This window comes from Haloferax volcanii DS2, from assembly GCF_000025685.1.
Classification (GTDB): Archaea; Halobacteriota; Halobacteria; order Halobacteriales; family Haloferacaceae; genus Haloferax; species Haloferax volcanii.
The window spans coordinates 365,722-380,371 of record NC_013966.1 but is presented as its reverse complement, the minus strand read 5'-3'; the positions used below and the strand labels follow the sequence as shown (position 1 = coordinate 380,371).

Annotated in this window: 13 protein-coding genes and 3 pseudogenes; 5 read left to right on the top strand and 11 right to left on the bottom strand. The window is 56.2% G+C overall.

Going from position 1 to position 14,650, the window contains the following annotated elements; genetic code table 11:
* The first annotated feature begins 232 nt into the window (after positions 1-232).
* From HVO_RS03500 to HVO_RS03490, 3 genes are all read left to right on the top strand, one after another.
* Positions 233-529 carry a ribbon-helix-helix domain-containing protein gene (locus HVO_RS03500; RefSeq protein WP_013035021.1) on the top strand — a complete coding sequence of 99 codons (297 nt, stop codon included), beginning with the start codon at positions 233-235 and terminating at the stop codon, positions 527-529.
* On the top strand, positions 519-803 hold the full coding sequence (locus HVO_RS03495) for a type II toxin-antitoxin system RelE family toxin (protein WP_049914854.1): 285 nt from the start codon (positions 519-521) through the stop codon (positions 801-803). Before HVO_RS03500 ends, HVO_RS03495 begins: the two co-directional genes overlap by 11 nt.
* A gap of 111 nt (positions 804-914) precedes the next feature.
* Positions 915-2,081: an ISH3 family transposase gene (locus tag HVO_RS03490; RefSeq protein ID WP_013035191.1), complete on the top strand. Its 1,167-nt coding sequence runs from the start codon at positions 915-917 to the stop codon at positions 2,079-2,081.
* 400 nt (positions 2,082-2,481) lie between these two features.
* Here the strand turns inward: HVO_RS03490 and HVO_RS03485 are convergent, their stop codons facing one another.
* From HVO_RS03485 to HVO_RS03475, 4 genes are all read right to left on the bottom strand, one after another.
* The gene (locus tag HVO_RS03485) at positions 2,482-2,712 is read right to left on the bottom strand and encodes a hypothetical protein (RefSeq protein ID WP_049914852.1); all 231 of its coding nucleotides are present in this window, start codon (positions 2,710-2,712) and stop codon (positions 2,482-2,484) included.
* A 60-nt stretch (positions 2,713-2,772) separates the two neighbouring features.
* Positions 2,773-3,609: a hypothetical protein gene (locus HVO_RS19945; RefSeq protein WP_144064027.1), complete on the bottom strand. Its 837-nt coding sequence runs from the start codon at positions 3,607-3,609 to the stop codon at positions 2,773-2,775.
* A 212-nt stretch (positions 3,610-3,821) separates the two neighbouring features.
* The gene (locus HVO_RS03480; RefSeq protein ID WP_013035046.1) at positions 3,822-4,988 is read right to left on the bottom strand and encodes an ISH3-like element ISHvo20 family transposase; all 1,167 of its coding nucleotides are present in this window, start codon (positions 4,986-4,988) and stop codon (positions 3,822-3,824) included.
* 466 nt (positions 4,989-5,454) lie between these two features.
* Positions 5,455-5,862, bottom strand: a complete 408-nt coding sequence (locus tag HVO_RS03475) for a hypothetical protein (protein WP_004043270.1) — start codon at positions 5,860-5,862, stop codon at positions 5,455-5,457.
* Between the two features lie 129 nt (positions 5,863-5,991).
* On the opposite strand from HVO_RS03475, the gene HVO_RS03470 reads away from it, so the two are divergent.
* Positions 5,992-7,170, top strand: coding sequence for a PQQ-binding-like beta-propeller repeat protein (locus tag HVO_RS03470; protein WP_013035210.1), 1,179 nt, complete (start codon positions 5,992-5,994; stop codon positions 7,168-7,170).
* A 136-nt stretch (positions 7,171-7,306) separates the two neighbouring features.
* On the opposite strand, the gene HVO_RS03465 is transcribed toward HVO_RS03470, so the two are convergent.
* Positions 7,307-7,951 (bottom strand): twin-arginine translocation signal domain-containing protein, encoded by a 645-nt coding sequence (locus tag HVO_RS03465; protein WP_236995445.1) that lies wholly within the window; start codon positions 7,949-7,951, stop codon positions 7,307-7,309.
* A 286-nt stretch (positions 7,952-8,237) separates the two neighbouring features.
* On the opposite strand from HVO_RS03465, the gene HVO_RS03460 reads away from it, so the two are divergent.
* Positions 8,238-8,552, top strand: a complete 315-nt coding sequence (locus HVO_RS03460) for a hypothetical protein (protein ID WP_004043267.1) — start codon at positions 8,238-8,240, stop codon at positions 8,550-8,552.
* Between the two features lie 112 nt (positions 8,553-8,664).
* Here HVO_RS03460 and HVO_RS21610 read toward each other — a convergent pair.
* The 6 genes and pseudogenes from HVO_RS21610 to HVO_RS03440 all read right to left on the bottom strand — a co-directional run.
* Positions 8,665-8,796: pseudogene (locus HVO_RS21610) on the bottom strand (DUF6735 family protein); the annotation flags it as partial.
* Positions 8,783-9,019, bottom strand: a pseudogene (locus tag HVO_RS19940) (hypothetical protein); the annotation flags it as partial. The pseudogenes HVO_RS19940 and HVO_RS21610, both read right to left, overlap by 14 nt.
* A gap of 546 nt (positions 9,020-9,565) precedes the next feature.
* Positions 9,566-11,077, bottom strand: coding sequence for a primase-associated protein (locus tag HVO_RS03455; RefSeq protein ID WP_004043266.1), 1,512 nt, complete (start codon positions 11,075-11,077; stop codon positions 9,566-9,568).
* A complete protein-coding gene (locus tag HVO_RS03450) occupies positions 11,074-11,958 on the bottom strand; it encodes a bifunctional DNA primase/polymerase (RefSeq protein WP_004043265.1) in 885 nt (294 codons plus the stop codon). Before HVO_RS03450 ends, HVO_RS03455 begins: the two co-directional genes overlap by 4 nt.
* Positions 11,955-13,223, bottom strand: a pseudogene (locus HVO_RS03445) (ATP-binding protein); the annotation flags it as partial. The gene HVO_RS03450 and the pseudogene HVO_RS03445, both read right to left, overlap by 4 nt.
* 14 nt (positions 13,224-13,237) lie before the next feature.
* Positions 13,238-14,590, bottom strand: a complete 1,353-nt coding sequence (locus HVO_RS03440) for an IS4-like element ISHvo11 family transposase (protein WP_013035119.1) — start codon at positions 14,588-14,590, stop codon at positions 13,238-13,240.
* Positions 14,591-14,650: the final 60 nt, after the last annotated feature.

Here is a 14,650-nt window from a genome sequence, read left to right as displayed (position 1 = left end):
TTCGACACCGCGTTCCAACGCTTGTTCGAGCATCTCCGACCCGGGTGAAGCCCCGCGCTTCGGCGATTTCTGTTACCTGTTGGTTGAGATCCGTGTCCATGGGTAGACGATTACGCTATCATGATGTGGATACGTACAGACCAATCTTTCGACGACACCGAGAATTCGATCAAGGCAATCAGGTAGTTCTTCGGAGAAGGCTTATGTCTACACGGACGCATAGCACACGTATATGTCCGATGCTGATACAGGGTCCAGCAATAACGGCCCAGAGATGGTGCAGATAAACCTCCGGCTAAGCAAAGCCTTCCTCGAAGACATCGACGCAACGTGGGAAGAACAGGGGTTCAACTCACGGAGCGAATTCCTTCGCTACGCTGCTCGTGACGCCATCAAACATCCCGAATTTTCGCGAGAAGGATGGAAGCAAATCGCAGCGAGCGAACACGACCTCCGGTCCGGTGAATCAGATTTAGTCTCGCGAGACGAAGTCCTCGAAATGATGGATCGAGACACGGATAGTGAGTGAGGAAGACTGGACGTGGAAGTTCTCACCACGCGCTGCGAACCAATTCAAAGGGCTCGATACGCACGTTCAAGACCGGATCGTCTCAAAGCTCGACGAGATTGTCGACTCAGAGTGGCGAGATCCTGACGACTTTGTTGAGCCGTTAACTGGTGGGCCATTCTCGAAACTCCGTATCGGACAGTATCGTCTGGCTTGTGTCTTGGACTACGACGAGTCAATCCTCGAGGTCCATCGAATCGAGCACCGAAGCGGTGCGTATACTGCCGACGATTGAACTTCAGAACAAGAAGCATCAGTATCTCAAATTAGCGGCTGGTTTTTGAGCAATGAAGTATCCTCAGTACTTCACAAAGCCGTTTAGTTAGAAGGTCTGCTTGCAGAAGGTGTGTCTAAAACCCAGCAAGCAGACGATGAAATCCACGAGGACCAGCTCCTTAACTTCCTCGTCAACTCTCTTGACGAGGAAGTTGCTCTCTCACTCGCTGAAAACGCTGAACTCGATGCTGAAGACATCTACGAGGTCCTCGTCGGCGCCTGCGCCGACGGGACCTCGGTCTCAACGCTCTGTGAGAGAAGCGAAGATGCACCCCACGAAAACTCCGTTCTCTACCATCTCCGCACTAAATTCGATCTAGAAACGCTCGAACAGGTTGGCAACATGCTCCTCCAGAAAGACGTTCTCGACGTCCTTCCCCAGCAGGTGGAGGTCTGCGCAGACCTCCACCTGCGGCCCTACTATGGTGACGAAGACGACACGGACGGCCTGTATCACTCACAAGCGAAGCGTGGAACCACCGCGTTCCACGCGTACGCGACGCTGTACGCACGCGTGAAGAACAAACGCTACACGCTGGCGGTGCGCCGTCTCGAAGACGGCGACACCGCCAGCAGTGTCCTCGCAGAGTTCCTCAGTATTCTCGACGGCCTTGACCTCGGTGTCAAGGCCGTCTATCTTGACCGCGAATTCTACGACAGCAAGTGTTTGACGCTGCTTCAGGCGCACAACCACGCGTACGTCATGCCGATCGTCCGCTGGGGACAATCAATCAAGCAAGAACTCTCAGAAGGGTGGAGTCGCGTGATTCAGCACAGTCTGACGGCGAGACTCGACGGTCACAGCTGGACCGTCGAGTTCCCCGTCTACATCGACTGTACCTACCAGAACGGACGGTACGACGAACATGGGGTGGCGCGTCACGGCTACGCCGCTGACGCGCCGTTCATCGACTCACCACGAGACGCTCGATACCACTACGCGAAACGCTTCGGTATCGAGGCAAGCTATCGACTCTCTGAACAAAGTATCGCGACGACCTCGACACAAAATCCGGTTGTACGGCTGCTGTACGTCGTGGTGAGCTTGCTGTTACAGAACGTGTGGCGGTATCTGCACTGGGAGTACGTGGCGACGCCCCGCCGAGGCGGGCGTCGCCTCTGGCAGTGGCCATTCAAGGAGTTCATCAACATGATCCGACGGGCAGCGTGGACGGCCCTCGCGACGCGTCGGGCCGTCCCCGCGAACCGGCCACCGGACGACCGGTTCCACCGGTAACTCCCGACCGGGCTAGCCAACGGTGGGAGTGGCGACGCTGTCGCGTCGGCGGCAGCCGCCGCCGACAGCGACGGCTCTCCGCCGATCCGTCCATGATTCTGTCGTCGAGACCGCCAATGCAACCGCTCGGCCACAGAATTCAGGCTTCAGAGACAGCTAGGCGAGGATGCTTTGTGAGGTACTGATCCTCACTTCGGGAGTGATACGACTATCTTAACCAACAGAATTAGTTTGGTCTTTTCAGCTGGAATGCGACAGTGAGTGCTTCGGCTGGCTCGGCCGTGTTCGTTGGTAGAGGAGTCTATCGTTGGTGTCCCGTTGTGACCTGAAAAGACCAAGTTTTGTTGGTTAAAATTCTCTCAAGGAAACATTACACCTCAGAAAAGGCTTACCTGAACGGTTAAAGCCCGATCTTTGCGAGAGCATAGTACGCAACAGCAGCATAGAAACCTGCTCCAAAAATCGCTGCAAAATCAGCGATAATACTTGAACCACCCAGAACTGATTTGACTAGGTTGCCCATGAGGAGCACACCTAATCCAGCGGCGAGGCCGACGAGAATAATTCCTGGCAAGGGATGCTGTAGCTCTTGGTCTGCCTCATCTCTAATCTTCATTAAGAACTCTTTCATCAGGTCTGTCACCAATATTGTGATAGTAGGTTTGGCTGTTCGTATGTTTCCGTGACTCGATTAAGATGAGATCTTCAACTCATCTCTAAAGCCCACATCAACCTGCGCACCATTTTCAAGATGGACTGCAGGAAGATCCGCTTGGCCGATATCAACCTCAAGTAGGTCGGTGTCTTCGTCCATCCAAATACCACTCACGAGTGGCTTCATGAACGGCGAGCAGGCGCTGAGAGCACATTTATCGATATCACGATAGACGAATGTCACGTTAGTTGTGTCTTTGAGATACTTAATGCCAAAGCCAACTATAGCGCCAAGTAAGCCACCAAGAGCAGCACCAGCTAAACCAGCAAGAAAGGCTCCAAGCACAGCACCCAATACACCAGTAACAGCTGTCTCGGTGAACTCGCCTAATTTCTTTTCGTAATCAATTGAGACACCCAATTGACGGTGCGGGTTACTGTTTGCTGAGGCATCGCACTCAGTACCTTCTGGACTTTTAATGTAGTACGCACCAATTCGATTGATCGAATCTTTTGTCCCGGCAGCGATTTCTTTTACAACATCTTCTAATAGTGATTCTTCTTGCGTTTCTATGTCTCCGCGACTGGGATCTGATCGCTGTACGATATCACGTAGAGGGCCCCAAATGTCAGTCTGGACCACGTCTTGTCTTTCAGTTGTCTCTTTAGTCACCATTGTGTCTGACTTAGCTTCGAAAACAGATTCCTGAACTTGTGCGAGTACATCATCTGAAACCTCATACAGATCCGAATCTGAGTCGTTAAATGCTAATTTCAGCGGTTGCTCCTTACGATCGTCAACGGACACCGGGAGGATTACACCATCAATCTCATCCGTCTTCTTGTTACGAGCGAGTGAGACGACGTACTTCACACCATTTTCAATCGTAGTATCGATTTTCAGTACCTCACAAAGCATCCTCGGCTAGCTGTTTCTGAAGCCTGAGTTCTGTGTCGGAGCGGTTGCATTGACGGTCTCGACGGGAGAATCATGGACGAATCGGTGGAGAGCTGTCGCTGTCGGCGGCGGTCAGCCGCTGACGCGACAGCGTCGCCACTCACACCGCTGGCTAGCCCGGTCAAGAGTTACCGGCTAAACCGGTCGTCTGGTGGCCGGTTCGCGGGGACGGCCCGACGCACCGCGAGGGCCGTCCACGCTGCCCGTCGAATCAAGTTGGTGAATTCCTTGTACGACCACTCCCAGAGGCGACGCCCGCCTCGGCGGGGCGTCGCCACGTACTCCCAGTGCAGATACCGCCACACGTTCTGTAACAGCAAACTCACCACGACGTACAACAGCCGTACGACCGGATTCTGTGTCGTAGTCGTCGCAATCGTTTGCTCGGAGAGTCGGTAGCTCGCCTCGATACCGAAGCGTTTCGCGTAGTGGTATCGAGCGTCTCGTGGTGAGTTGATGAACGGCGCGTCAGCGGCGTAGCCGTGACGCGCCACGCCATGTTCGTCGTACCGTCCGTTCTGGTAGGTACAGTCGATGTAGACGGGAAACTCGACGGTCCAGCTGTGACCGTCGAGTTTCGCTGTCAGACTGTGCTGAATCACGCGACTCCACCCTTCTGAGAGTTCTCGCTTGATCGTTCGTCCCCAGCGGACGATCGGCATGACGTACGCGTGGTTGTGCGCCTGAAGCAGCGTCAAACACTTGCTGTCGTAGAATTCGCGGTCAAGATAGACGGCCTTGACACCGAGGTCAAGGCCGTCGAGAATACCGAGGAACTCTGCGAGGACACTGCTGGCGGTGTCGCCGTCTTCGAGACGGCGCACCGCCAGCGTGTAGCGTTTGTTCTTCACGCGTGCGTACAGTGTCGCGTACGCGTGGAACGCGGTGGTTCCACGCTTTGCTTGGGAGTGATAGAGACCGTCCGTGTCGTCTTCGTCACCATAGTAGGGCCGCAGGTGGAGGTCTGCGCAGACCTCCACCTGCTCAGGCAGGACGTCGAGAACGTCCTTCTGGAGGAGCGTGTTCCCGATTTGTTCGAGCGTCTCGAGGTCGAACTTGGTGCGGAGATGGTAGAGAACCGAGTTTTCGTGAGGTGCATCTTCGCTTCTCTTGCAGAGTGTAGAGACCGAGGTCCCGTCGGCGCAGGCGCCGACGAGGACCTCGTAGATGTCTTCAGCACCGATTTCAGCGTTTTCACCGAGAGTGAGTGCAACTTCCTCGTCAAGGGAGTTGACGAGGAAGTTAAGGAGCTGGTCCTCGTGGATTGAACCGTCTGCTTGCTTGGTATTAGACACACCTTCAGCAAGCGGACGTCTCAACTAACCAGCTTTGTGATGTACTGATTTTTGCCTCAATGTGATTTTGTCGTTTCTCAGTAGACCCACGAGCAGATGTGAGTCCAACACAGGAGGCAAGTCCAATGGTAGCGCCACTCACGCGGACGAACCTTCGGCGGGAGATTCTGTCAAACATCCAATTGGAATTAGTTAGTTGGCTAACAATATTTCTTCTGGTGAAGTTCTCGAAATCATTGACGCAATCGCTACTTGTTACCAACGACGAACTCCGCTTGTAACATCCCCACCCAGACACGCCACAAACCAAGTGCGGCATCACGTCTTGGTAATAGAATGGGAGTTGCGGTCAACATGTTGCTATCCGCTCGGATTGGTGGAGGCGGCCGTCAGGACGAATGTTGGTTTCGAGCGGTATCGCGTGTTGAGGTACAGGGTTGTATTCTCGCTTTCAGGCCACTTCCACTCAGTCGACAATAATAGTCAGGTCGCCCGATGCGTAGTCAGCCTCGAAGTCGACCGCGAACGCATCCGCCTCGTAGGCGGCGTGGTAGGCGCGGTGGCGTTCGAGCGAGCCAGTCGCCTTGAAGTGGAAGAATGCGGCCGCCGTGTAGGGCTTGCTCTGTGTTTCGATCTGCGACTCGACGGATGCGGGGAGCGCGATCTGGGGCGTCTCCGTGTCGATACTCGCAGCGAACTCTTTCGCTTCCTCGACGGTTGCTTGCGAATGTGCCGGTGTCTCGCCGGTGAGCACGTTCACCGGGGTTTCCGTCTCGTCGGTGAACAGGACGTTTTCGTAGGTGTGTGTCCCGAGGATCGCCTCGGGATCCAACTTGCAGTCGTGAAACGGGTCGTCGTCTGGTAGCTTGGCCATCAAATCACGAGCCTACAGAGGGGCTCAGTTCTTCAAGCCCCGCGAAAAATAGCAGCTGGCTTCGAGTAACCCCGCCCACTGATGGATATCCAAAACCCCTATGGGTTCTGTATCCGACGTTTCGGTCAGATGCCCTCCATATCGCGCCGTGAATACCTTGCAGTCTCAGCCACGACAGTTCTCGCGGCAACTGCTGGCTGCCAGACCAGCTCGTGTACGCCGACAGATCCTGGCGTCGCACAGTGGCCACAGACACGTGCCTCTCCGCACAATACGAACGCCGTTCCCGATCAGCCGACGCTCACGGCTGGCGGTGATTATTGGGCGAGTTCCCTCGCGGACGATATCGATATCACCGGACTCGTTGCCACAAATGATACGGCTGTCGTCGTCGGCCGCGCGTCTCGCGAGCAGAGTGGAATCGTGACAACCGTACAACTCGACGACGGGTCCTCCGAGACGACCCACGAACTCAATCGGCGTCCAACTGGACCGCCAGCCCTCGCAGGTTCGATTGCTGTTACGCCCGTACTTGGCGACTATACTGAACCATCGACTGGCGGGATCGTCGCACTCAACACCGCTAGCTGGACGACCACTTGGACACATGATACGGCTGGCAGACCCAATCCGCCGACTGTCGCTGACGACCTCCTCGTCGCCACGAGCGATCGGGGCGATGTAACCGCTCTTGATACGTTTACCGGCGATACGCAGTGGGCGCGGTCGTTCGGTGACGATCACCAGCGTGCAAGCATCCCTGCACCGCCAGCCGTCGACGACGACCACGTGTATATCACAGCAGATGGCTCTGCCGCCCAGGGAATCTACGCGCTGGATCGCGAGACGGGTGAAACACAGTGGGGGATCCCTGGGCCAAATATCCCGGAACCGCTCGTCCGCACGGAGGATATCGTCCTGGCGAGCTACGACCGTTACGAACTCGTGGCGTTCGATGCCACCAGTGGAGACCGGCAGTGGTCAAAAGCGATGTACGATGGTGACCTGTTCGCGCCAGCGGTCGGGCACCGCCGCGTTTTCAGCGCGGACAAGGAAACCGTGTATGCGCTGGCCGTTGAGAGTGGAGACGTCCAGTGGGAACAAGCCCTTGATGTCGCAGGCCCTCCATTGGTCGTTGGGGAGTCGGTCGTCGTTCCGACGACTGACCGGACTGTCGGTCTGAGCATTGAGGACGGTAGCGAGCTGTGGGCTGTATCCGAGGCATCTTCGACGGGATATGTTCCTGTCATCCGGGGTCTACTTTACACGTCAGGGAATACGGTGACGCTACGAACGAACTGTGAATGAGTCACCGACAGCGACCGATAGGTCGTGCCATCACCAAATATCTCGATTGCTGATCTAAATTCGCCGGCAGAGGCACCGAACGGTTGACTCTGCCGTACCTCCGTCTCAGACACCAAACTGAACTGCCTTCTTCATCTCAGCCAAACTCGAAGGTACCTGAACCAGATGCGGTAACGGTCTCCCCAAACGTCCCTGATTCGGTTGCCTGAACCGAGAACGAACACTGCAACGTCGATGGGAGTGCTTGCGGGTCTCGAATGACAAACGGGAACTGGATTGTCCCATCGAGGCCGATGTCATCCATATCCATTACGAACTGCCGGTGGGTCGTCCCACCCCAGGCCCGCTGATAGTAGGTGTTGAAGCTGTCACTTCGCGTTGGTGGGCTGACCAGGTAGGTGAGTTGGCCGTGTTGGTCGAAATAGGTATTCGGAGTGGCGAACGTCGCCGTGAACTGATCCAGCTTGTAGGACGATGACGGATCGATACTCGCGTTGAAGGTGAACCACAGTGACGGAATCGAGCCCTCCGAGTCGAATTGTGGTTTCCTACGGATTTCGACGTACCCGATGCTCTCAGCGTCGGATTGGCCCGGGAAATCCCACGACAGTTCGTCTTCCGAGTTTTCGTGAACGACGGTATCAAGCGTTCGTGGCCCGGTTCCAGGTAGTCCACTACACCCAGCAAGAGCGCCGGTGGCAACCACTCCTCCTGCAGCTAGGAACTGCCGACGTGTCCAGCTCCCGTGATCGTCCTGTGGAGGCCGCGGGGACTCAGGCATTATACCGAATTGGCAAACAACTCAATTAGTTCGTTTGGTCGTACCGTTCCACCCGAAGTGCTTGCAGTGGCTGTTTCAGAGGGTTCGGCCTACGGTACAATTCAAATTTTCGGCCTTGTTGTAATAATATTATCCAGACACTATTCTCGGCGAAACAACTGGTGGGGGAGTCTGCGAAGTAACCATCTACTTACCGTCAGAACGGCCTCGGATAACGAAATCGCATACCGGGGGCGAAAGTGACGGAGCCCAACCATTTTTCCGACCGAGGTCTGTACGCATTCATATGGTTACGTCAGAATCACGTACGCCCGCCAATGTTCCAAACCTCTACGACGGGCTTGCGGGGATTGTCGTGGTCTCCATCCTCGCGGGGGCGTTTCTGTACGCACAGCAACCGATATTCGGCCTACTGCTGACGGTCGCCTTCGGTTCAGCGTACGCGACTGGCCGTATCGACGACTTGGAACACGGCGTTGTCGTTGCTGGCCTCTGGGGATTCGTGATTGCGTCGGTTTGGTCCATCGGTACGTTCCTCAGTTTCGGTGTCGCCACTATCCTCGCTGTCATCGGATACGGTTACTGGCGAGACGCTTGGTAAGCAGGCATCGAACTTGTAGACGGTACACCCACGTCCAGTTGCTGGTCTCTACTTACTGACCCTCATTAGTATGTTGGTTGTTGAGGATTCCAACAGGGCCAAATCGCCCTGGTTACCCCCTCTCGGAGTGGTTCAGGCTCGCCTTCTCGAAGGGCAATTTCCCAGTCGGAATGAGCAACTCCTGCCGGTCTCCGACCCACTCAGCGAGCTTCCGTTTCAGATACTGCCTCGTCGTCGACGGCGATGAACTGTGTCCGCTTCACGCCCGCTACGCTCGTCGAGACGAACTCGGCTCCGACGTCTTCGTAGGTAAGTTCGACGAGTACGCACTCAACAAATGAGACGATGCCAGTCGGACTTCTGTTGTGAGGGAGCGCCAGTTCGAGATCTGTCCACGGTTCGTCGCTCGGTTGTTCAGTGTACTCGCTATGAAGTCGTGATCGCTGTTGCTCGTAGTCGGAAGACATGGTTGTTGAGTGGGGGCCTACGACAGCCCCCCTCGCCCCTCTCGGGGTGACAAACTCCGCCGCAGATCGCACCCACATCTAATGAGTGTATTCTGATATATCGGCTAGAGACTGTCGTCGTTTGATGGCCCTTCGGCCGGAGAGAGCCAGCGGCGTTTGCACCCGTGTACCCTAGCCTTCCTTTGGATGATTTTGGAGGTGCAGAGAGAGTTGAAACGGCCTTAGATTTAGCAAGAGGCCCGTCGGGCAGTTTTCAGGCGTTACTAATGTCCTCGACGGGTTCCGAAAAATGGTGATTCAGCGAGATTGTGCTTGACGAGGTGTTGAAAGCCCCGTATTCGAGAGGATTGGGGTCAGGTTAGAATCAAGCCCTAGCAGAACTGACCGACCCCAACTGATGAGTTGCGAGACTATCCTTCCAGCACGGTACCCATTCTTGTCCAAATTGGTCGACTGAAAGCCTGAAAAGTGCATGACGGGTTTTCAACCTCCGTCACATCGTTGTCCGCTGAGAATAGTAATCTAACTGATGGTTGGCTATCTGCGTCAGAACTCGTTTCCGTTACCCTCCGTTCCACTTAGTTGGTCATACATCTCGTCTGGGAAGGGGAGACTTCCCCAGATCGAGTAGGGGCACTGCTCCTGGCCGATGCAGTACCGCTGCATATCGTCGTTGTCACAGTTCATCGGAAGCGGGGTGTCGCCTCCAATGGTGTTCGAGAACTCGTAGCGAATCTGGTAGTCGGTGACCTGCTCGTCGTACCAAGGCCAACGCGAGAAGACGCCCTTGAGGTCTGCAACAATCGTCTCAAGGTCGCTGTCCTGATACTGTGGCAGCCACATCACCATCCGGGCGAAGTTGTACAGGTCCTTTCGGACTGGCTTCTTCTCGTGGAGGCGCTCGGCCATATTGGCCATACAGGGGAGTTCGAACAGGTCTTCGATTGCCTCGACGTCGAGGGGCTGGACGCCACGCGAAGACTCCTGAATCCGATAGTGGTTCGTATTTCTGTGCTCCCGAATGGTCAGGCTCCGGTGGTCGCGCTGGGATGCGAGAAGGTTCCCGAGACTCCGAGGACTCGAGATGCGATTACACACGTCTCGCTTCCAGCCCGCTTCCGGATCGTACGCCTCCACTGCTTCAAACAGCTCCTTCGCCGAGTGGAACTCCCCCAGTGAGACGACCTCGTCTGGAGCGTCTCGAATCGCGTCTCTGAGCACACGGATGGTCCGTTCACCGGGGTTCCAATCTCGCCAGATTCGTTCGTGGTGTCCCGTCTCGATGAAGCGGTCGATACGCTCTGTGATGGCCGACTCATTCGTCGTTAGCCACGTCATCTGGTCTTCAGAGAGGTTCTTCTCCTGGACCCGTAGGAGCTTCTTGAACGCACGACTGGCGTACTCGCGATACTTCGTGTCGAAATCACCGACGGGCACATAGAGGCAGTTGTTTTCGACGCGAGTGAGCAACTCCCCGGCTTCTCCGGTCTCAGTTTCGGCATGAACGAGGCACTTCCTCGATGCTGCGGCCATCGGGATTTCGAGATACAACCTGTCACCGAACTTGGGCATCTCTTTGATCCCCGTACAAACGCGACCGGGGTGTGGTCCGTCCTCTCCGGGGTCTTTTGCGTATAGCACCTCTGCGATATCCTGTTGGAGACTCCCATCACCGAATTCTCGAAGGAGGGAGGCGAGATTGTTGACGTAGAGTTCGCGAATATCGTAGAGGACCTGTATCTTCCGTGGCGGGGCGTGCTCGAACTTCGGGTGCGCCTTAACGCAGATAGCACTCAACGTCGCGAGGACAGCGAGTATTCCAGGTTTATCGACGAAGGGTTTCTCTGCGGCGTTGGCTCTGACATCTTCTTTGAATGCCGCCGTCCCAAACCGTTCGAGGTCGGTCAGTAGATCACCTGGTTGCTCTTCGCCGTCGACGATATAGCGATTGTAGCCCCGGGTGAACAGTTGGTTGATTCGCGTCGTCCCATATTCGGGCGGAAGCGTCGCAACGCGATAGGCGGCCCGCTCGTCCTCAACAGGTGTTGACTGAGTCATTCCCTGAGCACCTCCGGTCTCGCAGACCGAACGTCGAAGTTCGGGCTCTCGATGGGCGTGACGATACTACAGACGTCAGCGTGCAACGAGTAGGGGAGCCGGGCGACCCGGCGACGGTCGGCGGTAACCACTGGGTCGATAGGAATCTCGTAGGTGTCTTGCAGAAGGTCGTTCAGCACTTCTCGACTCTTGGCGTCGTACCGATGGGCTGGATCGCTGTCAAGGAGGTAGACGTGAACGCCCTGACCGCTGTACACTACCATCGTCTCCTCAGCGTTGAAGTCGTCCTCGAAGATGTCTCGCACCTCGAAACCGTACTCGATGGCCTGATCGATATCATCGAAGGCATACGGGTAGCCTGCCGGGTCTGCGTCGAGAATACCCGCGGCATCGAGTAATTCCTCGCTGTCTCCCGAACCATCCTCATCCGACACTACCCGTGTTGCTCGCTCCCGAGCGATCGTTTTCGCGTCGATATCGATGAGGAGTACCCACGGTCGTTCCCAGTGGTCGAGGGCGTAGTAGACCGCATTAGGACGCGGGTCTGGTTTGTCGAGTAGATCAGGATCGACGAGTGCGAAGTCGCTCCGCCCAAGTGGATCGTTCCGTGCTGGATGGCGGATGAACTCGAGGACGTCGTCGAAGTCGTGGAACGCTGCTGAGGTCCGGTCACCTGAGGCGTTCGTCTGCCACGTATCTCGCCGGATGAAGTCCTTGTCTGGGACTCCGTCTTTCCGTACCGGATGTGGTTCTCGAAACGCGAGTGCGTACTGTTTCGGCCCCTTCGCGGTGATAAACGACGGGAGTTCGTCGACATACGAGGGAAACTCCTCCGTGTAGTACCTGTAGATCTCCTCACGGGTTGCGTGGCGCCAACTCATGAATTGAACTCCTCGTCAAGCTTGTTGAAGCTCCGAATCGTCGTCATCCCTTCTGCGTTTAGCGATTCAACGGCTTCTCGAATATCCGAGAACCGGCGCGCGGCGCGCCCGCCTACGCTATGCTCTATCCGGTCGGCTTCTGCGAGACAGTCCAACACCTCGACGGCCGTCTCGCGCCTGTTGAACGCCCAGACAGCGTTCGCATCCACCGCACTCTGCTTGTCGTAGTCGTCAACCGGAGCGTGTTTGTTGTTACTCTGGAGTTCGGCTTCACCGACCCACACGAGTTCCCCGTCAGCGTCGAAGCCGGCGACGTCGAACACCGTCTCCTCATCGTATTCGTAGTACGGCTTGACCTGTGCGACGTCGTCGCGGGAGTCTAACCACCGTTCGAGCAGCTTCACACCGACCTTGTGCGGTGTCTTCTCACCGATGTCCCCCTGACCAAGACCGACCTTAAGCTTCTGACCGAGGAGTTCACGGCCTGCCGGGAGGACAGTATAGTATTTCCGACTACAGGCTCGCCCTTCTTCCAGCAGGTTTTGCTCGGCAAGTCGTTGTACGTCCAGATTCCCAAAATCGCTCTTGAACGCACTCATATGATTCAGGAGCGTGTGATTTGGTGCATCTCTGTTCATCACGTCCAAGACGCGAGCCAAGAACCGAACATCATCATGAGTAAGCCCACGGCGCTGGAGCTCGTCATCCGGGACGGGTACACCACCAGACTGGACTGGTGACGACCCACTTTCGTCGACAGCAGCCTTCTCTTCTTCATCGGCTGGCTTGCCCGACTCAGCCATCCCAGTATTCCCAAACAAGGAGGTGGTGGTGTCAGCGCCGTTCTCTTGCTTCTCGTCGTCGCTTGCTGAACCACTGGTTGCTTGTCCGATGAACGACGACTGCGGCGAGTCCACCGAGTTAGCCGAATCAGCTGGTGCCGGCTGTTTATCGTTTGGTCTACTCCCCCAGCCCTCATCTTCGGCTGTCTCCGGTTCGATGGGAGTCTCAGCAAGCCCATACTGAGCCTGTGTTCGCTCCGACAGTCGTGGGAGAGCGACAGTCTCAAAATGGTCCGCCTGTTCGACAGACAACGGCTCGTCGCTCTCTGGATGGCCGGCCGCGATCGGGAGCGGCTTCACCGAAAACGGGGCTGGGCCGGTCTCCCCGAATGATGGACTCGGGAGTTGGGCGATCCACTCTCCGCTGGGGAGCGTGTTAATCCGGTTTCGGAGGTCAGTCGGGCTCAGATCTTCGTGGGCCAGCCATGCGTTCTAGTTTAGTAGCGATCAAAGCCGAACTCACCTCGTTCAACCTGCTCACGTAACCGTTGCCTGTGTGGATTTGGATTACGCGACGCCCACAGCAACAGCTCGTCCAAATCCGGCAGTTCGTAGCCCAACTCGATCATGAGATACAACTGGATTAGATGACCGTGGCGTTCCACGGCGAGCGAACAGCGACGCCGAGGGAGCCGCGACGCCGACGAGTCGGCGTCTGCGGCGGCTTCGCCCTCTCGCTGTCTTGCCTCGAGCGACCGTAACTCATCCACGATTACACGACTCATCATCAACGAAATTGCGGCCATGATGATCAGCGCCTCGATGATGTAGCCGTCGGTCGTCTTGATCTCGTCCAAGCCGAACCGCGACTTCAACTCCTTGAACAGCAGTTCGACCTCCCAGCGCGCCCGATAGAGCTGCGCGATATCGGGCGCGCTGTAGCTTTCTCTCGCCAGATTCGTCAGATACAGATGGTACTCTTCGCTCTCCTTGTTACGCAGGCCGACCAATCGGAACGACCGGGTCGCGCTGGCGCCCGACCCTCGTTTGCGCTCGAATGAAAGCGTGATGCGTACGTCGATTTCCTGTCGCTGCAGGTCCTCAAGGACGGCCTGCAGCGACTCTCCTTCCAGCGGAATGCTGTTGCCTCGCCACGTTCGCAGTTCTTCGACGATCTCGAAGTTCGCGTTGTCCTTCACCCGGGAGACGAACCACCCGCCGTTCTGGTCGATTCGGTCGAACAACCAGAAGTCGTAGAAGCCTAAATCGAGCAAGATGAGGGCGTCAGCTACCCACTCACCGGTGGGTAGCTGACTCCGTTCATGAGTCGTCCCATCGGTTGTCCGGAATCGTGTCGGGAGCCCAGTCGAGAGAGATTCGGTGAGGTGAAGTTTCAGTTCGGCTTGATGGTCGCCGGTTGCTGTGTAGATATCAGCGGCGTCCTGGTACAGCGAAACGATGGTTGCGTCAGCAATGAGGACGTCTCGAAAGCGTTCGAGACGGCCGTTCAAATCTTCTCGTCCGGTATCGAGATTCTCGATTGCGTCATCGAGAATCTCTCGAAGGAGTGCAACGAATCCTGGTTCGAACCAGTCGTGGAACGATGCGTAGGAGAGTTCGTCACAGTCAGCCATCTCGACGTAGCGTTCGAGAAATGCTTGGAGAGAGCGGTCTGAGCCAGCAGCGAAGCCAAACGAGAGTGTGTAGAACAGCGCAACGATGTCGAATTTCCGCTCTCGTTGGACGAGATTCGTTGCGCGAGCGCGCTCGCGCAACTCATCAGAGGGAAACGCTCTTTGAATCCGGTCAACTATGACCGAATCCGGTGGGCTGTAGGTCATACTTCCCACCGGGTTTCTCAATCAGGTAGTTGCGACGATATCAAATCAACAGACAGCAACTGGATTCTT